Annotated in this window: 22 protein-coding genes; 8 read left to right on the top strand and 14 right to left on the bottom strand. The window is 34.6% G+C overall.

Features of this window, described 5'->3' with window-relative positions:
• Positions 1–651 precede the first annotated feature (651 nt).
• Positions 652–1,110, top strand: a complete 459-nt coding sequence (locus AC3WRL_RS15975) for a PPC domain-containing DNA-binding protein (RefSeq protein WP_261512156.1) — start codon at positions 652–654, stop codon at positions 1,108–1,110.
• Between the two features lie 22 nt (positions 1,111–1,132).
• On the opposite strand, the gene AC3WRL_RS15980 is transcribed toward AC3WRL_RS15975, so the two are convergent.
• The 3 genes from AC3WRL_RS15980 to AC3WRL_RS15990 form a co-directional block, all read right to left on the bottom strand.
• Positions 1,133–2,026, bottom strand: coding sequence for an MBL fold metallo-hydrolase (locus AC3WRL_RS15980; RefSeq protein ID WP_492330732.1), 894 nt, complete (start codon positions 2,024–2,026; stop codon positions 1,133–1,135).
• Positions 2,027–2,207: 181 nt separating this feature from the next.
• On the bottom strand, positions 2,208–2,789 hold the full coding sequence (locus tag AC3WRL_RS15985; protein ID WP_214825041.1) for a 5'-methylthioadenosine/S-adenosylhomocysteine nucleosidase family protein: 582 nt from the start codon (positions 2,787–2,789) through the stop codon (positions 2,208–2,210).
• A 123-nt stretch (positions 2,790–2,912) separates the two neighbouring features.
• Positions 2,913–4,142: an MFS transporter gene (locus tag AC3WRL_RS15990; RefSeq protein ID WP_251040452.1), complete on the bottom strand. Its 1,230-nt coding sequence runs from the start codon at positions 4,140–4,142 to the stop codon at positions 2,913–2,915.
• Positions 4,143–4,338: 196 nt separating this feature from the next.
• Between AC3WRL_RS15990 and AC3WRL_RS15995 the strand changes: the two genes are divergently transcribed.
• The 4 genes from AC3WRL_RS15995 to AC3WRL_RS16010 all read left to right on the top strand — a co-directional run bounded on the left by AC3WRL_RS15995 (position 4,339) and on the right by AC3WRL_RS16010 (position 6,119).
• On the top strand, positions 4,339–4,929 hold the full coding sequence (locus AC3WRL_RS15995; protein WP_492330733.1) for a TetR/AcrR family transcriptional regulator: 591 nt from the start codon (positions 4,339–4,341) through the stop codon (positions 4,927–4,929).
• Positions 4,930–4,999: 70 nt separating this feature from the next.
• On the top strand, positions 5,000–5,458 hold the full coding sequence (locus AC3WRL_RS16000) for a hypothetical protein (protein ID WP_214825047.1): 459 nt from the start codon (positions 5,000–5,002) through the stop codon (positions 5,456–5,458).
• 2 nt (positions 5,459–5,460) lie between these two features.
• Positions 5,461–5,763, top strand: a complete 303-nt coding sequence (locus AC3WRL_RS16005; RefSeq protein ID WP_214825050.1) for a DUF3817 domain-containing protein — start codon at positions 5,461–5,463, stop codon at positions 5,761–5,763.
• The gene (locus AC3WRL_RS16010) at positions 5,760–6,119 is read left to right on the top strand and encodes a rhodanese-like domain-containing protein (RefSeq protein WP_214825053.1); all 360 of its coding nucleotides are present in this window, start codon (positions 5,760–5,762) and stop codon (positions 6,117–6,119) included. Before AC3WRL_RS16005 ends, AC3WRL_RS16010 begins: the two co-directional genes overlap by 4 nt.
• A gap of 61 nt (positions 6,120–6,180) precedes the next feature.
• Here AC3WRL_RS16010 and AC3WRL_RS16015 read toward each other — a convergent pair whose 3' ends face one another.
• From AC3WRL_RS16015 to AC3WRL_RS16040, 6 genes are all read right to left on the bottom strand, one after another.
• On the bottom strand, positions 6,181–6,825 hold the full coding sequence (locus tag AC3WRL_RS16015) for an NADPH-dependent F420 reductase (protein ID WP_492330734.1): 645 nt from the start codon (positions 6,823–6,825) through the stop codon (positions 6,181–6,183).
• Between the two features lie 91 nt (positions 6,826–6,916).
• Positions 6,917–7,525: a Crp/Fnr family transcriptional regulator gene (locus AC3WRL_RS16020; RefSeq protein ID WP_214825059.1), complete on the bottom strand. Its 609-nt coding sequence runs from the start codon at positions 7,523–7,525 to the stop codon at positions 6,917–6,919.
• A gap of 150 nt (positions 7,526–7,675) precedes the next feature.
• Positions 7,676–8,632, bottom strand: coding sequence for a nitrilase family protein (locus AC3WRL_RS16025; protein WP_214825062.1), 957 nt, complete (start codon positions 8,630–8,632; stop codon positions 7,676–7,678).
• Positions 8,633–8,844: 212 nt separating this feature from the next.
• On the bottom strand, positions 8,845–9,639 hold the full coding sequence (locus tag AC3WRL_RS16030) for a DUF6597 domain-containing transcriptional factor (protein WP_492330735.1): 795 nt from the start codon (positions 9,637–9,639) through the stop codon (positions 8,845–8,847).
• Positions 9,640–9,718: 79 nt separating this feature from the next.
• The gene (locus tag AC3WRL_RS16035) at positions 9,719–10,546 is read right to left on the bottom strand and encodes a tyrosine-protein phosphatase (RefSeq protein ID WP_214825068.1); all 828 of its coding nucleotides are present in this window, start codon (positions 10,544–10,546) and stop codon (positions 9,719–9,721) included.
• 10 nt (positions 10,547–10,556) lie between these two features.
• Positions 10,557–13,469, bottom strand: coding sequence for a TonB-dependent receptor (locus AC3WRL_RS16040; protein WP_492330736.1), 2,913 nt, complete (start codon positions 13,467–13,469; stop codon positions 10,557–10,559).
• A gap of 255 nt (positions 13,470–13,724) precedes the next feature.
• Between AC3WRL_RS16040 and AC3WRL_RS16045 the strand changes: the two genes are divergently transcribed.
• Positions 13,725–14,891 carry a helix-turn-helix domain-containing protein gene (locus tag AC3WRL_RS16045; protein WP_492330737.1) on the top strand — a complete coding sequence of 389 codons (1,167 nt, stop codon included), beginning with the start codon at positions 13,725–13,727 and terminating at the stop codon, positions 14,889–14,891.
• A gap of 3 nt (positions 14,892–14,894) precedes the next feature.
• Here AC3WRL_RS16045 and AC3WRL_RS16050 read toward each other — a convergent pair whose 3' ends face one another.
• Positions 14,895–16,133, bottom strand: a complete 1,239-nt coding sequence (locus tag AC3WRL_RS16050; RefSeq protein ID WP_214825078.1) for a Na+/H+ antiporter — start codon at positions 16,131–16,133, stop codon at positions 14,895–14,897.
• Between the two features lie 264 nt (positions 16,134–16,397).
• On the opposite strand from AC3WRL_RS16050, the gene AC3WRL_RS16055 reads away from it, so the two are divergent.
• Positions 16,398–16,904 (top strand): pyridoxamine 5'-phosphate oxidase family protein, encoded by a 507-nt coding sequence (locus tag AC3WRL_RS16055; RefSeq protein WP_214825081.1) that lies wholly within the window; start codon positions 16,398–16,400, stop codon positions 16,902–16,904.
• Between the two features lie 44 nt (positions 16,905–16,948).
• On the opposite strand, the gene AC3WRL_RS16060 is transcribed toward AC3WRL_RS16055, so the two are convergent.
• The 3 genes from AC3WRL_RS16060 to AC3WRL_RS16070 all read right to left on the bottom strand — a co-directional run bounded on the left by AC3WRL_RS16060 (position 16,949) and on the right by AC3WRL_RS16070 (position 18,661).
• Complete coding sequence (locus AC3WRL_RS16060; RefSeq protein WP_261512151.1) at positions 16,949–17,182, bottom strand: thioredoxin domain-containing protein; 234 nt, start codon at positions 17,180–17,182, stop codon at positions 16,949–16,951.
• Positions 17,182–18,069: a dihydrodipicolinate synthase family protein gene (locus AC3WRL_RS16065; RefSeq protein WP_214825087.1), complete on the bottom strand. Its 888-nt coding sequence runs from the start codon at positions 18,067–18,069 to the stop codon at positions 17,182–17,184. Before AC3WRL_RS16065 ends, AC3WRL_RS16060 begins: the two co-directional genes overlap by 1 nt.
• Before the next feature lie 139 nt (positions 18,070–18,208).
• On the bottom strand, positions 18,209–18,661 hold the full coding sequence (locus AC3WRL_RS16070; protein WP_214825090.1) for a cupin domain-containing protein: 453 nt from the start codon (positions 18,659–18,661) through the stop codon (positions 18,209–18,211).
• Between the two features lie 100 nt (positions 18,662–18,761).
• On the opposite strand from AC3WRL_RS16070, the gene pdxR reads away from it, so the two are divergent.
• Complete coding sequence (gene pdxR, locus AC3WRL_RS16075) at positions 18,762–20,195, top strand: MocR-like pyridoxine biosynthesis transcription factor PdxR (protein ID WP_492330738.1); 1,434 nt, start codon at positions 18,762–18,764, stop codon at positions 20,193–20,195.
• 68 nt (positions 20,196–20,263) lie between these two features.
• Here pdxR and AC3WRL_RS16080 read toward each other — a convergent pair whose 3' ends face one another.
• Positions 20,264–21,052 (bottom strand): phosphatase PAP2 family protein, encoded by a 789-nt coding sequence (locus tag AC3WRL_RS16080; protein WP_492330739.1) that lies wholly within the window; start codon positions 21,050–21,052, stop codon positions 20,264–20,266.
• Between the last annotated feature and the right edge of the window lie 2 nt (positions 21,053–21,054).

The following is a 21,054-nucleotide window of genomic DNA, read 5'->3' on the forward strand; positions in this document are numbered from 1 at the left end:
ACTTTTTCACTATTATTATCTGTCTCTTCGCTGTGTCAAATTAATATTGCCAGTACAAACAGTAAGATACCAATTGATGTTTTTAATCTACTATTTAAGATTTCAACATGTCTCAAAAATAAAATCTACTATAATGAAGACAAAGAAAGAAAAAATGATTAAAATTTTGTTGAATTGAAATACCACATAGATACCACGCGAACCCTTATATACACGGAGTCTGCTTTATCTTAATTAATTTTTTCTAAAATTTATTAGTTTTTAAAGTGAGAATTCAAATTTACACCAATACCTAATTTATTTTTTATGATTACAATCACTGTATATAAAATTTACTGGTCTCTTTAAAGCCCGCAAAATAGTAAAAAAATACGAAGCATGGTACCTATGTGGTATCTCTGTTTTAGGAAATTTGGAAAAAATATTTTCTCTTTACTTAAATGAATTAAGAAGCTCATGTAAGATTAGCTTAAAAGATATAGTATGTCTAAAATATCTTACTCTTTTAGAGTATTAAATAAATCACAATGTGGTTCTTTTACAGGACTTTAGATGAACTTACTAGTCAGAATTATAAAAATAAAGAAAGAAAAGCTTTAAAAAAAATTGTGAACAGAAAAAAATCTATTAATTTTAAAAAAACTAACCATCATGAATTCACAAATCGTTACGGGTAACCTATGGACGGCTCACAAAATAGAAGATTGCTATATAGTAAAGCTTCAGGATAAGGCCAATATCACAGAAGCTTTAAATGATTTTATAGCGTATGAGAAAATTAAATCCGGAAATATTTCGGGAGTTGGTATTGTAAAAGAAATGACGCTTCGCTTTTTAGATCCCACTGTAAAACAATATTTATACACCCATCTTAATAATCCAATAGATGTTCAGGATATTTCGGGTTGTATTTCAGAAAGTGAAGGAAAACCTGTATTATTTTTAAATGCTACTATGGAATGGAAAAATGAAACCACTTTATCAGGTCAGTTAATGGATGCTAAAGTGTATGGATGTACAGAATTCCTTTTTTATTCCATTAATAATACTGAAATGTTCACGGAGAAATGTTTAAACCTTGGCAAGACAAGTTCTTGGAGTTTCAATTAATAATCCCCCATTACCATAATCTTTAATCGATCTTTATTGTATAAGGATCGGATTGTGCTTTAGGGATCCACAGCCAGCCATCTTCTGTTTTGCCGATATATCCGATTCCCGGCCATGGAAGATGGCAGGTTGTTACCAGTCTTTTATCATTATAGCAGTTGTCAAAAATCTTTTTTCTTGTTGTAACACCTTCTTCAAAATTGATATCCCACTGCGTACCCCAGTCGGGATGATTGATCAATAAAGGGGAATGAACAATATCTACGAGATGGGTAATCGATTGATTTTCTGAAAATACATGAAAGATAATATGCCCCGGTGTATGTCCTGGTGCAAATTCTGTTTTTAAACATGAAAAAAGGATATCGCCGGGTTCAAAGATTTCCAGATCATTTTTAATGGCCCTAAGTATTTCTGTCTGTAGTTTTCCTGTTGGGTAAGAAGACATTTTACTCTTAGAAAAGTCTTTTTCATCATTATTCCAGAAGCTATATTCCGGAGCAGAAATATAATATTTTGCATTGGGATATATTCTTCTACCTTCTTTTGAAAGAATTCCGCCAATATGATCCCGGTGAGCATGGGTGATTAGGATATCTGTAATCTCTTCAGGTGAAATTCCTATTTCTAAAATACTGTTCTGAAGCCATCCCGCATTAACGGGATCATGATAACCTTCTCCTGTATCAACAAGAATGTACTGATTTCCCTTTTTGATCAGAAGTGTCGTGATAGGCATTTCATAATCAGATTCGGATAAGTGGAGAGTTTTCAATGCATTCTGTACCTTTTCTTTTTCTATTTCAGGAGCTAGAATTGGCTGTGGATCTCCGATTCCAAAATATCCATCTGATAAAACATAAATCTCAATCTCTCCCATTGGAATTCTGACCGATGCACTTCTTTTTGATCTCATTTACTTTGCTGAATTTGATTACTATCTTATCAATATTAAATAGCAGATTTAAATAAAGACCACCAGATCGGATATGATCTGGTGGTAAATGTTTATTTATACTGTAAAATTAAATAATTTTCAGCTATTAAAGTCTATCAAAGTTTCAAAATTAAAGGGTTAATTCTTGAAATATATTTAATTATTTAAATAAGAGTTTCTTAAATGCTTCAGCAGCAAGATGTACCTGTACAGCCCAATCATCCGCAGCGTCACTTCCTGCATCATCGGAAATGTACTTCAGGCATAAAAACGGAATTTCTTCTTTCATAGCAATAAGAGCTAAAGGATAAGCTTCCATATCCACGATGTTATAATCAATTTCTACATGATCCATTTCAAAACTGTCTCCACTTCCACATGTTCCTTCTTTTACGTTATCCATTTTCAATCCATATTCCAACACTGGTGGAATTCCTGATAATGGAGTTTCGTATTTTTTAAAACCAAGTCCTCTTACATCCATATCACGTTGAATAAACTTCGTACAACAAACGATATTTCCCTTACTAAAAGTCTTACTTCCCGCAGAACCCAGATTAACGATGAGCTTGGGTTTCCTTAAATAGATTTCTTTTGTAAGTGCCGAAGCTGCATTTACCTTTCCTATTCCTGTGATCAGTTTATGAGTGTCATCAAAAAGATCAGCTGCTTCAGATTCCAGAGCAAAAACAAAAAGGATATCAGAAATGGAATATGTATGTTCAGTATTGATTGTTATCATGAGTGAATAATTTAGAAATAACGGTTGCAAATATATTATAATAACAGGATGTATTCATCAAAAAGGGCATAAAAAAAGCTGAACAAATCGTTGAACAGCCTTAATTGTAAAATATGGTAATAACTATCTCAAAAGCTTCTTACCAAGCTTGATACTATACAATGTAATAAATACTGTAATCACAAGGAATAAGGCTCCTATCCAGGGTGTACTACCAATTCCTAAAGATGATGTTACGATAAGTCCTCCGGAATAAGAACCAATAGCAATTCCTATATTAAAAGCGGCAATATTAATTCCTGATGCAACATCTTCTGTTCCCGGCAATTCCTTTTCTGCTATCTGAACGACCAAAAGTTGTAATCCCGGAACAGTAGCAAAGGATAATGCTCCAAGGAAAAATAATGTTATAATACTTAGTATTGGGCTGTGTACTGTAAAGTAAAATAAGAAAAGTACGATACCTTGAGCAATAAACATCCATAATAAGGCTTTCAAAGGATTTTTATTGGCTAATCTTCCCCCGATAAGATTTCCTAGCGCGATAGCAATACCGTAGATCAGCAGGATAAGTGTAACTAAAGATTCTTTCAATCCTGTAATTTCCTGTAGGATTGGAGACAAATAGGTGAAGACTACGAACGTTCCTCCATATCCCATTGCGGTCATTAGAAAAGCAAAAATCAAACGTTTATTCGTCAATACTTTTAGCTGTTGTTGGAGAGATGCTGTCTTTCCGTTTTGTAAATGACCAGGAACAAGGATCATACTGGCTATTAAACCAATAATTCCCAGAATAGCCACTCCAATAAAGGTTGCTCTCCATCCAAAATGCTGCCCTATAAATGTTCCCAGCGGAACCCCGGTTACAATAGCCAACGTTAATCCCGCGAACATAATGGAAATTGCCGTCGCTCTTTTTTCTTCAGGAACCAGAGATGCAGCAATGGTAGATCCAATGGAAAAGTAAACGCCATGTGCAAAACCTGTTAAGATTCTGGCTAAAATTAAAGTAACAAATCCTGGTGCTATAGAAGCTAATCCATTTCCGATTACAAACAATAGCATGATTGAAACCAAAAGTGTTTTGCGAGGTACCTTTCCTGTTAATGCTGTTAATACAGGTGCTCCGATAGCAACTCCTATTGCATACAAGCTTACCAGTAATCCTGCTGATGGTATGGATATTCCAAGATCTCCGGCTACGGTAGGTAAAAGCCCTACAATAACAAATTCTGTAGTTCCAATACCAAATGCGCTGATCGTTAATGCCCATAATGCAGCAGGAAGTCCTTTTCTTATCTTTTTGTTTCCTGTTTTACCAGAAACTGAAATTTCATTTTGATAGTTCATTGTATTATGTTTTTCACTGTTATTTTAACAGGACAAATTTCCGACGAAATAATGTATTATAAAAATAACTTAAATAGTAGTTTATTATCAGAAAAATAATAGATAAAAAATAAGCCTACTACTGCTTTATCTGTGAATTGAATTTGAAATGATTAAAAAAATTGTTTATTTGTAGAAAATACCAACCAGTATCTAAATGAAAAAATCTGAAGCCACCCGACTGAATATTCTGCAAAAGGCGTTTGAACTCATTTATTCTCATGGATATCAGACGACAAGTGTAGATGAAATCATTGCCACTACTCAGGTAACAAAAGGTGCTTTTTATTATCATTTTAAAACAAAAGATGAAATGGGGCTCGCTATCATTAATGAGTTAATGAGATCTTCATTTAAGAAAACTTTTATAGATCCATTTCAAAATACCGATAATCCGTTGGATACTATTTATCAGTTAATGAATTTTATGCTGATGGAAAATGAATTTTTGAAGGTCCAATATGGTTGTCCTACAGCTAATCTCACTCAGGAAATGGCTCCATGGAATATTGAGTTTACAAAAGCATTGAATGATCTTTCAAAGCAATGGGAAGATGCTATGATTAAATCCATTGATCATGCAAAAGAAACCGGAAAGGTGAACAAAAATGTGGATTCTAAAGGAATTGCTGTTTTCGTAATGTCAGGGTATTGGGGAGTCAGAAATTTAGGAAAACTGGAGAATAACAAATCAGTATATGTAACTTATTTAAAGCAACTTAAGGCTTATTTTAGCACAATGCAATAATTTTTTTCAACAAAAACATACTAATTAGTATGTTTTTGTTATATCTTTGTCTGCGTATTAAAAATGATCTATGTACCAAACGCTTACTTTCCTCCACTCCATCTTCCGATGGTTGGTTTTACTAAGTCTTATTTACACCATATTCAGAGCTTATAAGGGATACTCTTCGGACAAAGAGTTTTCTAAAAGTGATGATTCATTAAGACATTGGACAGCCACTATTGCGCATATTCAGCTCGTTTTAGGAATTACACTCTACTCCCAAAGTCCAATTGTTTCCTATTTCTGGAAAAACTTTGCGACAGCAAAAGAAAGTTTTGATCTGTTATTTTTTGGACTGATCCACATTTTCCTGATGCTCATTTCCATTGTACTTATAACAGTAGGATCATCTTTAGCAAAACGTAAACAAACAGATAAGGACAAGTTTAAAACGATGCTTATATGGTTTGGTATCGGGTTGCTTATCATTTTTATCGCCATTCCCTGGCCCTTCTCACCTCTTGCAAACAGACCTTATTTCAGATAATTATGACAGATTTATTTAAAACTAAAATCGGACGTCTCCGAATTCTCGCTATCCTGGAAGGAATTTCATTATTAACGTTAGTGTTCATCGCTGTCCCATTGAAACATTGGATGGGAAATCCCACTTTTGTAAGGATAATGGGACCTATCCATGGGACATTGTTTCTTTTATTTCTTTTCAATACCCTAAGTGTCGGTGTTGAACAGCATTGGAAGTTTAAAGAAACCACATGGAAAGTTTTACTTGCATGTTTTATTCCCTTTGGAACCTTTTATATCGACAAGAAAATATTAAGTAAGTTATGAAAAGCTTATTGATTTTCTGGGGAATTCTCCTTGTTATCTATGTAAGCTATCGCGTTTACCGATACCAAACATTGGATAACGGATTACCCCAACTAGTAAAAAAAGGGGCAATTATTCTTGATGTAAGAACGGAAAAAGAATATGAAACAGGACATATTGAAGGTTCTGTTAATATTTCTCTGGGAACGATCAGGGAAAGATATATTGAATTAGATAGGGAAAAAGCATATATCACAGTCTGTTCACATGGTCTTAGAAGTGTAAAAGCTGAAAGCATTTTAAAAGAAAAAGGTTTTACAAAAATATATAATGGAGGTGCATGGAGTGATCTGGAGAAAAGCTTAAAGAAAGAATAAAAAAAATCGAAAGAGCCTAAAAACTCTTTCGATTTCTATCAGAATAACTGAACTCTGTATTTTATACTTTTTGTTTTGCTTCAGATAGATTTACCGGTTTTCCCAGTGCTCCGAATTCATGAAGATCACCAAAAACTTCAATTCTAATCGATTGATCAATTCCTCCAATTCTAACAGCGTCAAAACCATTGTCATGAATTAGTTTTTCAACCTGATCATCAATGCTTGTATCGTCGGTTGCATAAAATAAGACTGATCTATCGGGAGTTTGATAAGCCGCATCAGATAAAGTTCCCGCTCCTAAAGTTCCTAATGCTTTAACTAGTTTTGCGCTTTTGGGTAAGAAGCTCTTATTAATTTCTCCTGCTGATTCTTTTTCTCCAATGATTTTTTTGAATCCACCGTTTTCAGCCGGAGCAATAGGATTTGAAGGATCTACAATAATTTTACCTTCTAAATCTGCAGCATATTCTTTCATAAATCCAGCGATTGTTCCAAAAGGAATGGCCAAAACTATAATATCTGCAGTTTTTACGGCTGTTGGAATATCACTTGATTCAGTGTTCCATTTTTCAGAAAGCTCTTTTGCCTTTTCTACATTTCTGTCCGCAGCAATAAATTTATTATTAGACTTTGCCATATTTCCGGCTACAGCCTGTCCGATATTTCCTAAGCCAATTACAGCTACTTTTGATGATGTTGTCATAATGATTTCTTTTTAAAATTTATACTACAAATATCTGCTGAAAGAAGATCTGCTTCCAATAAACTAAATTAAGAAATACTATTGATCTGGTTTAAGATTTCGGTTTAACAAGTCTGTTTCTTAATCTGCTTAGGAATTCCGGAGTAATTCCTAAAAAGGAAGCAATCTGTGTCTGTGGCAAACGATTAGACAGCTGAGAATAGGTTTGCATAAAAGAAAGATACCGCTCTTCGGCTGTAGAACTTATATTTTGCAGCAATCTGTTTTGTAAAGTAACAAAACTGTTTTCAAGCAAAACTCTGAATATCCGGTCGAATTTTGGTGCCGTTTTGTATAGTGTAATTAAATTTTCATGACTGATCTGCAAAACCATAGTATCTTCTAAAGCATCAATATTAAGTTCTGAAGGTTGCTTTTTGTGAAAGCTTCGGATGTCATTTATCCACCAATTTTCGGGAGCAAACTGGATAATATGGGTATTTCCTTTTTCGTCTATTTTATAAATACGTAAGCATCCACGGACTACAAAATTAAACTGATTGCAAACATCTCCTTCCTGAAGAACATATTGCTTTTTTCGGTATAATCTGGGTTTGAAAAGTTCTGTAACAAGCTCGCGCTCCTCCACATTCAATGGAATATGTCGATTAAAATAATCGATTAAGGGTTCTACTGAAGCTTGTACAAGATTTTCTTTCATAAATATGGATTTTATAATAACAAATTTACTATTCCTTCCTTAATTATAATTGTTTTTATCCTGTTACCTTTTAATAAAAGCTTAATTAAACAAAACAAAGGAGTACATTGGAAGTGCTCCTTTGTTAATTAACCAAACCTTTATTTTTAATTATTCATTTTCTGATGTAAGCCAAACCACTTTTTGTTCCGATTGATGCTCCTGACCAATAATATCTCTGTATAATTCGGGTCTTCTTGCTTTGATATAACGGTAACCTCCAGCTTGAGTCAATTTTTCGGGATTGATAATAGTTGTTACAAAAGAGTCTTCAAACGAATGACATTCTGCAAGAATATCTCCAAAAGGATCGATGATCATTGAACAGCCATTCTTTAACTGATTATCATCCATTCCGATGGGATTGGAGAAAACAATATAGGCCCCGTTATCATAAGCTCTTGATGGCAGCCATTTCATCAGCCAGTCTCTTCCTTTCATTCCATCAAACTCAAGGCGTAAAGAGGTAGGGTCAGTTTCCCGGTTCTCCCAAAGTGTTGGATCTACAAATCCTGCTCCAGGTCTTGAAGAAGGCGTACACATGGTGACATGGGGCATGAAAATAACATCTGCTCCCAAAAGTTTAGTAGCTCTCACATTTTCAATAATATTATTGTCATAACAGATCAGAATTCCAAACTTCCATCCATAGATCTCAAAAACACAGTATTCCTGTCCTGCTGTAAGGTGTGGGTTTATAAAAGGATGTAGCTTCCTATATTTAGCCACCAAACCATTTTTATCTACACATATGTATGCTTTAAACAGGTTGTCGTGCTCATCTTTTTCAAAAAGACCTGCTAAAATGGTAATATTATTTTGAGTAGCAATCTCCTGTAACTTTTGGACGCTTTTACCGTCAGGAATCAACTCAGCAATGTCAAGCATTTCCTCTCTATTAAGCCTTCTGGCAAAGGTGTAGCCTGTGATGGAACATTCATGGAAAGCAATAATATGCGATCCTTTAGCAGCTGCTTCTCCGCTTAACTTTTCTATTATTGAAAGATTATATTCTTTATCTCCGCTTTTGTTTTCGAATTGTGCGGTTGCGATTTTAAGATTGATCATATTTTTTTGAGCAAAATTATATGACAAGAAGATCTAAAAATTGTAAAAAACCGACATTTGCTTATTAAGCTCTATTTTGAGTGATTCTTTTTTTCTCTTGCGGATTTTGCAGATTAAGCAGATTTCTATTAAATAAAACTTTAGAACGATACGAAATAAAAATCATTCTCAAACATCCGAGTAATCTGTGAGATCTGTGGGAAATAAAAATCTTAATGAAGCTCTATAAAGTTTACGGCTAATTTATTCTTAGTTTTAAGATACTGAGAAGGAGTTAATCCTATGGTATTTTTAAATTCTTTGATCAAATGGGATTGATCTGAATAGCCTGCTTCATAAGAAAGATTGGTCATACTTGCTTTGTCTATGTCATTTTTCATGAGACTTAAAAAGTGATGAAGCCTGATGATCGTGTTGTACTTTTTGGGTGATATTCCAATATGTTCTTCAAACTTTCTTTCAATATGCCTTTCTGAATATCCGGTGAAATATTCCAGATCTTTTAAGGAGATTGTTCCTTTATTTTGAAGGAGGTACTGTTGAGCTTTTATAAGCCATGAATCCGAAGTGTCTTTTTTAGAAATAAGTTTTAGGAAAAAGTCATTTAATGCATTAATTACAGATTGAGGATCTGCCTTATTATACAGACTTTCCTGAAACGGAATCAACTGATCTTTCAGGATATCTGAGGCTGAAATTATTTCATTTTTAATTTCTTTAGCGGCAACATTAAAAAGTAAATTAAAGAAATAAGGTTGAAAAACGACTGCCAATAATGAAAACTTCCCTTTTGTTGTAAGATCTTTATACTGTGTTGGCTGCCCGTAAAAAAAAGATGATGGTAAATTGGTTTCCGCGTTATCTTGCATATTGATATCAGCAGAAATGATAAGTCCTGTGTTTCCGTCGGCAAACAACCGTAAATTTTTACTGACCTCTTCAGGATTTTCTAAAAAGATATAATGTTTGATATAAGATGCTAATTGCTTAGGTGGCGAAATTTGCATTCTTCAAAATTAATCAAAAATAAACAAACAGGCGGCCTCATATCTGAGACCACCTATTTAAATCTAACTGAATATTTATTTAATGGGTATATTTTTGCTTTAAAATAGCGATTTCATTGGGGCCTATTCCCATTTCTACCTGGAAAAAGTTTTCTACACTTCCGTATTTTTTGCTGATAACAGCAAAGAAGTTCCTGATCAGTTCCGGTCTTAATTCCATCTGTTTTTTGATCTCATCATCACTCATTCCGGACATTTTAGAAAGCCCGGAGTACATTTGCTTCATCGTTGGATTTTTTGAAAGATAAAAATTAGATGCGACATAATCACTCTCTATTACTTCCTGGGGAACTCCTAATATTTTAAGAAATAATGCGGAGGCCATTCCTGTTCTGTCTCTTCCACCGGTACAATGATACAAAAGAGATTCGTTAGGCTGTAAGGTAAGTAGCTTTACAAATAGTGGTCTGTATCTTTCTCCAAAATAGGGTAATCCTCCTTCACCATACATGTCAAACAGAAAGTTTTTATCCTTCAGGAATTTTACCATATCCTGAGCTGTCGGTAGATTATTACTTCCTGCCGGACAAAGAAGATAACTTGTATTTTGCGGAAGCCTGTCCGGAGCTTTTTTAGCTTCTTCAATCCCTCTGAAATCTACTACAGTTACAATTTTTTTGTCTTTGAAGGTTTTAAGATCTTTATCCGATAATTTATCGATGGCATCACTTCGGTATACTTTTCCCAGTGCGACTTCTTTACCATCTGTTGTTTTATAGCCTCCCGTATCTCTGAAATTATAAGCGCCTTCCATTTTCACGACACGACGAAGGCTGTCACTGATCTGTGCATTTACTGTCGTACCCAAAACAACCATCATGGTCATTGTTATTCCTAATTTTTTCATGTATATTATTTTAAAATATTTGCCAACGAACTCCCATTTGTCCTCTGCTTCCATACCATTCATTTGAGGTTACCCTTTTCTTATTATCACCCATATATAACCTTAAGCTTTCATTGCTTAAGTTGTTGAGTTCGATGAAGATTTTTACTTTTTTACTGATATCATAACTTGCAGAAAAATCGACAGTAAAGTTTTTATCTGACCAGATGTAATAATCAGGACCTAATTTTTGATTGATCGTTTCCACTGATTTCCCTCTATAATTTCCAGCCAGACGGATCATTAATTTTTTACTTTCGTAATATAAGATAGCATTAAAGAGGTTTTTAGACTGATTGGGAAGTGTTGTTTTATCGAAGTACTGAATACCGTCTACAGTTCGGGGAACTTCAACGGTTGAGTTTATAAATGTATAATTAAATTCGACTCCAAAGCCATTCCAGAATCCTGGTAAAAAGTCGAGACGCTTATTGATTCCTGCTTCAAAACCAAATAGATTAGAATCCTGAAGGTTTTTAGATTGAGTGACCATATAATCTGTTCCACCGATATTCAGCATAGAGGTGTCTGAAAATACAATATTTGAAATTTTCTTATAAAATAAGCCCCCTGAAAGAATCCCGATATTATTGAAATAATATTCTGCCATCATGTCAAAATTATGACTGAAAGTAGGCTTCAAATCAGGATTTCCTCTGGTAATGGTAAATGGATTTGATGTATTATCAATACTGGATCCCGGCGACATATCTCCAAAATTTGGTCTGATGAATGATTTGGTATAAGCAAATCTTAAACTTACTTTAGGTGAGAAATTATATCGTAAATGAATCATAGGCAGAAATGCATTGTAATTGCTTTCTATCACAGATGGACTGATAACTGTTGTAGCAGGAGTTCCTTCTTTTGTTGCTTTAGCCCCATTCAAAGTCAACCTTGTTGTTTCATTTCTGAATCCACCAACGATTTTAAATTTTTCACTGGCTTTAATTTCAGCCATTGCGTATGTTGCGAAGACAGACTCTTCTCCTGTATAAACACTGGTAGCATTAGATTCCAAACTTGAAAAGTCTCTGAAGCCAAATTGTTGAAGAAATTCAGGGGAGAACATCTGGAAAAGCTGATCTTTTGTTGGTGGATTCATAATGTATGAATTATAATTTCCATTCATTCCATTTAAGAAGCCGGTTCCTTTTGGAGGATCTGTAGTTGTCAGTTGAGAAAGGCTTAGTAATGCCGGAGAATTTGGAATTCCTAAAGATGCACCAGGAAGAAAAACAGCATTGTATCCGAAAGTGCTTGTACGTTCTTTGTCCCGGTATTTTGCTCCTACTTTTAAAGTTATATTGGAATTGATATCATATTTCAAATTCACCCTTGCAATCTTATCTCTTTCATTGTTGTCCAATTTAGAAATGACCACTTGTGATAACAGTAATTTATTAGGACTCATTACTTCATTAGGATCTTTCACATCTGATCCGTAATCCATATATTCACCCCCTATCCCATTAGGAGAATCGAATCCCCAATACCGCTTTCCATCACTGGAAAGATTATTGAATCCACTATTTATTTTTTGTCTGAAGGTGGAGATCGGAAGCCCTTTAATTTCATTGGTAGGTGGTGTATCCAGGAAATATTTAGCCTGATAATCACTTAACATCCAATCCAAACTTAATTTAGAAGAAAGACTATGCTCGCCCCCTAACTCCATTCCATACAATTCAGTCTGATAATGAGAATATCTGAAATTATATTGATAACGACTGTTTGTATAATCTACATAAGATTCATAAACAGGACGGATATCGTCGAATTTATTAAACATTCCCCGGAAATAAACCTTATTATTGGCATTGAATTTATATTCCAATCCACCATTCAATCCTATGGTTCTTCTGGTTCCCATATATCTTTTCATCATGATGGTACTGATCGACTTTTTCTGAAGATCAGTTGCTGCTCCGGTGTTATAAGTAACATCAAACGAATCTGCTCCCCATTGTCTATCCCAGATTGCTCCCGACAGGAGTACCCCTAATTTATTCTTGAAAAAACGGTCGCCGTACACTATCGATCCATTATAAGTTCCATCTTGAGAGAACGTATTATATCCTCCTGCACCACTTACAATCAATGTTTTCTTTGCTGGAGCTGTTCTAGTAATGAAATTGATGCTACCACCGATTGCATCACCATCCATGTCTGGAGTTATAGCTTTGGAAACCTGTACAAACTGGATCAATTCGGAAGGAATGACATCAAGAACAAAAGAGCGGTTTCCCAGAACATTAGCACTAGGTAAACGATTTCCATTGAATAATGCCGATGTCCAGGAAAAAGGAGTTCCTCTTACAGTAGCCTGATCTGCTTCACCATGATATCTGGCAACAGCAACTCCCTGAACCCTTTGTACAGCTTCTGCAGCATTTCGATCCGGAAGCTTTCCAATAGCATCAGCTGCAATAACCTCCATAATAGCGTTGTTGTTCTTTTTTATTTCATAAGCTTTAGCTTGGGTTAAGGCATTAGATCTGGTAAATACCACTTCCTGTATACTTCCTGTCCTGTCTTTTGTTGATTTTTCTTCTGGAGATATAGTGATGTATCCGATATCATTAGTTCCTTCTTTAATGGTAACAGGAAAAATTTTTGTTTCGTAGCCAATGTATTCTACTTTAAGGTTCATCTCGCCTAATTTTGGGGATAGGACATTGAAATCCCCATCTAAAGAAGAAACGGTTTTGGCATCAGCATCTACAATCGAAATATTAGCTCCGGGAAGAGCACCATTTGTTTTGCCTACAACAGTACCTTTTATGGTTTGTGCATGGATGGTTCCAAAAGAAGCAATTAAGAAAAAAGCGGATATCTGAATGATCCCTGACCTTCGTTTTGAAAAATCAATAAAATAGTTCATAGATTTTTTTTGATGACAAAATTGGACAGATTCTTACTTTATATCGTCCTTGAAAAAAAATCATATTCAGAAACGTGTCACTTGTTGGCTTAGGACCTTTAATGTATTGAATATTAAGTATTTATGCTAATTTAACTAATTGTTATTTATTTATGAACTCAATATTAATAATTTAATAAAAACTTTAATAGATAAATAATAATTTCATAATCACTAAGTCCTTTTTTTGTATTTATTTTTGTACAAACCTAAGGAATGCAGTATATCATTATCATCGGAGCTTTTCAGGCACTTGTGGCACTTTGGCTTTTACAGTTCAGGGAGAAAAAATCATCTTCGAATTATCTGTTTATTTTCCTGCTTTCGGCAATTGCCGTCCATTTAACAATTAAGTTTGTTATATTCAATTTTATTCCTGATGAGAGTATCAGGCAGCAGATGAATACGTTTATTGGCGTCTGTTATGGTCCTTTAATTTATTTATATACTTTAAGCAAAACAAAAAAGAGATTTTCTATTGCTCGTAAATGGTATATTTTCATCCCACTCTTTTTATTGATGATTGCTTATTTCACAATCTCATGTGTCTTCGTTATTCTAAATCATGTTGATCAGAGACTGCTCGATCTATACAATAATTTGAGCTTAAATTTAATCTTCATCATTAATCTATACTACCCTGTAAAAAGTATTTTAATTGCGCGAAAAGCTAAGTTTAAGATTCTGGAAAAGATTGAGTATGATGCTATACTGAGGATCTCTTACTGCCTATTATTAATGGAATCCGGAGTTGTTATTTCCAAAAGTTTGCTATATATCTATCCTGAAGAAGCTCAGATCATTACTATTTCGATTAGAAGTATTGCCTACTTTTTATTATTGGTGATTTGTCTATTGATCATAAGGAAAAGCCTGAAAACTGAAATTGTTTCTCTTCCTCAAACCCATTCCGATGATAGGTTAAAAATATCCATAGTACAAAATTCCACAAAGGACAGTCCATTAAATACGGTTGATTATGATTTAAAATTCAATGATTTATGGCAGAAAATGGATAATTCGATGAAAAAACAACAGCTCTTTAGAAACTGTGATCTAAATCTAGATGAGCTGGCACACCAAACAGAAATCAATAAATATCAGATCAGCGAAATGCTGAATGGTTATAAGAACAAGCCCTTCTACCGTTACATCAATGAATACCGCATTGATTATTTTAAAAATATTGTAGAAAGAGCTATTGAAAAGAATGAGAATATCAATTTTTTATCCTTTGCTTATGATGCTGGATTTAAATCTAAATCTTCTTTCAATCGCTATTTTAAAGAGATAATCGGACAAACCCCTTCCGCTTATTATAAAAGCCTGATACAGGAAAATAAAGAATCAGGATTTGGTAATTTATATGGTAGAAGCGTTTAATTTTCAGAGTTTAAACTTTTTCACAATCCAGGGTAAGGTTAGCCCCTGTCCTAATAGCGAGATCAGAACCACAACTACAGATAGAAAAATAATTTCATTACGCATTGGAAAAGGTTCACCTTCATTAATGGTTGTCGGAAGACCTAATGCAATAGCTAAAGAAACAATTCCCCGCATTCCGGACCAGGTTATAATAAAGCTGGTTTTAGAATCAAATAAAGCCTCTTCACTAATCCTCCTTTTCCCCTGAAAAGCTTTTTGAAGATTGAACTGTTGTAGATATACCCGCGCCATTCTGATCAATAAAGTGACGATAACAATTATTCCTGCATAACCGGCATATGTCCATAACTGAATTTGAGGCATTTTCTTTAAAATAATAGGGAATTCGAGGCCTATCAATAAAAATATCAACCCATTAAGAAGAAAAATAATAATATCCCAAAAATTACGTGATTGTTCCTTAACATGATCAGGAAATTTTGTCCTGCTCAATTTAGACATTCCTAAACCAAGAACAACAACAGCAATTACTCCTGATACTTTGAAATGCTCCGCAATAAGATAAGTTACGAAAGGCATTAAAAGAATTAAACTGTTTACCACCATTGCATCTTTACGAAAGAAGCCGATCGTTAAGGCTAAAGCTCTAAAAATAATCCAACCAACCAGAAAACCACCACCTAAAACACATAAAAACTCAACAGATGCTTTCCACGTTACGAAGGCAACTCCCGTTACGGCAGCTACTGCAAATCGATAAGCAACCAAGGCTGAAGCGTCATTAATTAGACTTTCCCCTTCCAATATGGTCATTGTTTTATGAGAAAGACCCAACCCTTTTGTTACACCTAATGCAGCGACAGCATCGGTAGCAGAAAGAATAGCCCCTAAAACAAAAGCCAATGGCCAGGTCATTCCCGGAATTAAATAATAAGCTAATACAGCAATTCCCGCCGTTGTCATAAAAACAAGTCCTATTGCCAACGTACCAATCGTATTGAGATTGGTTTTAAACTGTTGAAACGAAATATTAAAAGCGGCATCGTATAATAACGGTGGAAGAAAAAGTAACATAATGATCTCTGGATTCATTTCAACTTCAGGCATAGCGGGTACAAAACCTATCATTACACCTACAATTAAAAGTAACATCGGTACGGGAATCTTTATTTTACCCGCCAAACCGGATACCCCGATCATCAAGGCCATTATCACTAAAATGACAGCATAGTTTTCCATCAGGCTTATCGTATTTCAGAAAGTTTACAGTTATAATTGATTGTTGAACTTATAAAAGTAACAAAAATAATTATTTCGAGTAAAGCTCTATATTTTTTATTAGTCATTTTAAACGGAAGACTATTGAAAAAAAACAGATAGAGCTCTTTAATGGAATGTAAATTTTGATATTATAAAATATGGTCAGGTTTTTGAAGTATTAACTCTGAAAATGATCATTCATTTCATCCTATATTTTTAACCAATCACTCAAAATATTATATTATGTCAACAAAAAATATTACCCATCTAGAGGCAATTAAAAAAATTCAGGAACTTTCTACGAAAGCAAGAATTTGTATGTTTTGTACTGAACTAGAGACAGTTCCGGTCAACTCACGACCAATGACTCTACAGGAAACAGATGACAATGGAAACCTATGGTTTATCAGTAGTGAGACCAGTAATAAAAATTTCGAAATTAAAGAAGACCGCAGAGTTCAGCTTTTTTTTATGAATAATGATGATTCACAGTATCTCTCCGTGTATGGTGTTGCTTCTGTGTATAAAGACAAAGCAACCATTGAAGAAAAATGGTCAGCTATGGCTAAAGCATGGTTCGATGGTAAAGATGATCCAAATGTATCTATTATTCGGGTAGAGCCTAAAGAAACCTATTATTGGGATACAAAGGCCGGAAAATTAGTGAGCATTTTAAGTTTCGTGGCAGCCGCGGTTACAGGAATTAAAACAAATAACTCTGACGGCATAGAAGGTAATGCCACTTTATAATAGAAAGTAAAAAAGAGGCTGTCGCAGAAAACAGCCTCTTTTATTTATTTCTTTACATCTTCCAGTGACGCTCCAAAATTAATATGCAATACATTTCCATTAGGAGTAACCAGAGCAGGAACAGATTGTACACCTGCCCTCTCAGCTGCCTTGATCTTGTCTGTGTCTTCTCCCAAATGAATGATTTCTACATTTTCGACGCCGATAATGTCGATGATATCGTGTTCCGCACTAAGACATACAGGACATCCTGCATGATAAAAAACTGACTTTTTCATTATGGATATTTAAGGTTTTTAATAATTATTTTTAATTCTTCAACTTCTTTTTCCGGTAAAGGTTTTAGAGGGCTTCTTAAGTTTCCGCCTTCTTCGCCCAAAATATTAAGACCCGCTTTTACTGTTCTTGGAAGTCCTTTAGCCACAATGAATTTGAGTAATTCAACTTGCTTGTAAAAGATATCCTGCGCTTCTTTTAATTGGTTATTTTCAATGGCATTATACAAGCCTATAGTGAGTTCAGGAATTAAATTAGGTGCTGCTGTACACCATCCTTTTGCTCCTGCAGCAAATGCAGCAAGTGCTAACGGATTTGAACCATTATAGAAAGCAACATCTTCGCCCAGTTCTTTTCTCAGATAGTGCATTCTCTGGATATCTCCTGTACTTTCCTTGATCATGGTAACATTAGGGATTTCCAGTAGTCTCTTTAATAAAGCAGGAGACATATCTACTCCACCGGTTGCAGGATTATTATAGGCCATAATAGGGATGGATATTTTGCTTGCTACCGCATCATAATGAGCAACGATTTCATCTTCTGTTAGTTTCCAATAGCTCATCGGAATAATCATTACTGCATCAGCACCTGCTTTTTCTGCAAACCGGGCATGATAAACCGTTCTTTCGGTCGTGAGATTAGAAACTCCTACAAGGGTTGGAATCCTTCCGTTTACCTGGTTTATTGTAGTTTCAGTAATTGCCTCTTTTTCCTCATCGGAAAGATATGGCAGTACTCCTGTACTTCCTAAAGGAGCAATACCATGATTTCCTGATATTACTAATCTTTCAACAAGTCTTTTAAAGAGTGGAATATCTATTTTCTCGTTATGGTCAAAAGGAGTAATGGGATACGCAATGATCCCTTTAAATGGAACATTTTTCATGTAATTTCTTTTTAGTTGATATTAATAATCTAATGCAAAGACTTCAAATGGATAATATTGATCTTTATAAATGACAAATATGCTGTAATGTGTGTTTTTTTGAGTGCCATTTATGCTTTGTATCAATGAAATTTACTTCCTAATCTCTTCCTTCTTCTTCTCTTAGTGCAACTCCTAAATTCTGTAATTGGGGTGCATTTTCACAGGCAATATATTTAGCCGGTTCCGTATCACTCAAATTTTGATGCTTATGCCATCCCCAAGATGGAATATACACTGCATCACCTGCTTGCCACTCCACTTTCTCACCTTCTATTTCTGTCCAGCCTTTTCCTTCGATAACATACAATACAGTCTCATAAGTATGGCGGTGTTTATTGGTTTGTTGCCCAGGTAGCAAACCTCCGATGGTCATACTCACATTTTTACTGGGTAGATCGACAAAGAATACGGGATGTTTTCTTTCGGTTGAAAATTGATCGTGTTCACCAGCTTTTTCTACATTTTTATGAATGAGGTGACTTGGTTTTTGGTACTCGGGTCTGGCAAAAGTTTTGTGAAAGTCTTTTGAACTGAATTTTTCATTTTCCATGATTTAAAAAATTTAATGTTTCTTGCATTATTGCTTTACAAAAATATTTTATATTTGGACTAGTTAAATGATTCAGTTTTAATAAAAATAGATAGTCCAGATGTTGCGTCCTTGGAAATTGGAATTCAAAATAGATAAGAAATTAGCAAAAGCAGTATATCTTCAAATTGCAGATACTATAATTGCAGACATACAATCCGGAAGGTTAAAAGCAGGAGATGCTCTTCCGGGAAGCCGTATTCTGGCATCTATGCTGATGGTCAACAGAAATACCATAGTTGAAGCTTATCAGGTCTTGATCAATGAAGAATGGGTAATCTCAAAAGAGAGAAAAGGAATTTTTGTATCTGATCAATTGCCCTCGTTAGGTATAAGATTTAAAAATGATAAAAAAGAGACCAGCGAGAATACAAATTCTGCTGATCCATTTTTAATCAATTTTGATGATGGTCATCCGGATAGTAAAATAGCGCCTATAACTGAACTCGCGAGGGCTTACCGGCAAATATTCAACAGAAAAGCCAAATGGCAGATGATGGGCTACACTGAGGTACATGGAGATATCGAATTCCGTAAGGCCATCTCCCAGATGCTCAATCACCAAAGAGGAATGAATACCAATGAAAATGAAATTTCAATTACCAGAGGAAGTCAGATGGCCATGTTTCTTACCGCAAAAAGTCTGCTAAATCCTGGTGATCATGTAATTGTTGAAAATCCTGGTTATAAACCAGCCTGGAAAGCTTTTGAACATGCTGGAGCAAAACTTTTACCCATATCAGTCGATCATGAAGGCTTAATGGTGGAAGATATTATGAGACTTTTAAATAAGAAAATAAAAATAAAAGCTATTTACGTAACCCCTCACAGACAGTATCCTACTACGGTTACTTTAAGTTTAGCTCGAAGATTGAAATTGATTGAACTTTCAAATGCACACGGGATTACCATCATTGAGGATGACTATGATAATGAATTTCATTTTGGATATCGTCCTATTCTTCCACTTTCAAGTTTTCCTGAATTAAACAATTACGTCTACATTGGAACGATGAGTAAAGTTGTCGCTCCGGCATTAAGAATCGGATATTTAGCTACTAAAAATCAGATACTTCTTCAAAAAATAGGCGAACTACGAAAAATAATAGATGTACAGGGGGATGTTATTATGGAACAGGCTGTTTTGCAGCTTATAAAGGATGGAGCTATTAAAAAGCACATAAAAAAAGCAACGATCCACTATAAAAATAAAAGAGATTTTGTAGATGACCTTTTAAAAAGACATATAAATGAGCATGCAAATTTTAATCTACCAGATGGTGGATTAGCTTTCTGGATTGTACCTAAAGTAAATATAAACTGGGACAATGTAACTGTTTTACTACTAGATAATAATATTAAAATAATACATCCTGAGAGATATAGCTTTAAAGAGTCCGTAAACGGATTCAGATTAAGTTATGGTTCACTTTCTGAAGACCAATTGGAGCAAAGCATAAAGATCATTGGGCAAATATTGAGTGGTCAAAAATAGAATGGCTCTCCTATTGGAAAGCCAATTTAAATAAGAATTTCTATACAGTTATTCTTGTAAGTTTAACATTAAAAATTTTTAACCAAGCCAATTCCAACATTCCCCTGTTGATAAAAAGGCATTATCATGGTTTGTGATTTTTCCTTCTTACCACCCAAAAGGCTATTTATTTTTGGATATAACCAATATGCTAATTCCGTAGATAAAATACCAAAACCGGCACCACCTACTACATCTCCAAACCAATGCTTATTATTTAACATCCGGTATACTCCCGTAAAAACAGCCAATGAATATCCTGAAATACCTAACCAGAAATTGGTGTCTTTATATTCCCTGAACATAAACTGGGCAGAAGCAAAAGCCATTGCAGTATGACCGGAAGGAAAAGAAAGGTTATTGGAACCGTCCGGCCTTTCCTCCTTGGCAATATGCTTAAGAGGCATTACAATGGCAGAAGAGATTAACAAAGAAGTTCCATAGATAATACTTCGGTCCCTGAAGTTATGTTTTCCTTTTATTCCTGCGGCATTTAAACCATAAACAAGAACAGCTGGTGCAAATTGAGTGTAATTATCCAATCTTATATGATCAGGTTTATGTTCACTGATTTCGTACTGTGTTGAAGAATTCAGGTTTTTGAGCTCTTTGATTCCTAAGCTTGCAACACCATAGGTAATTAGTGCCGTCGGTATGATAAGTTTTTTATAAGTAAACTGATGGCTTGTATCATTCCTATCCAATGGTAAGGGAGCAGATGTACTGTCTTTAACAGTACTGACAGCCAAACTATCCTGAGCATTGATATTTTGAAAGCTTGCGAAAATTAAAACCAAGCTTACGATTAAACTTTTCATTT

It is taken from the genome of Chryseobacterium sp. FW101-FHT12H09, assembly GCF_058790395.1.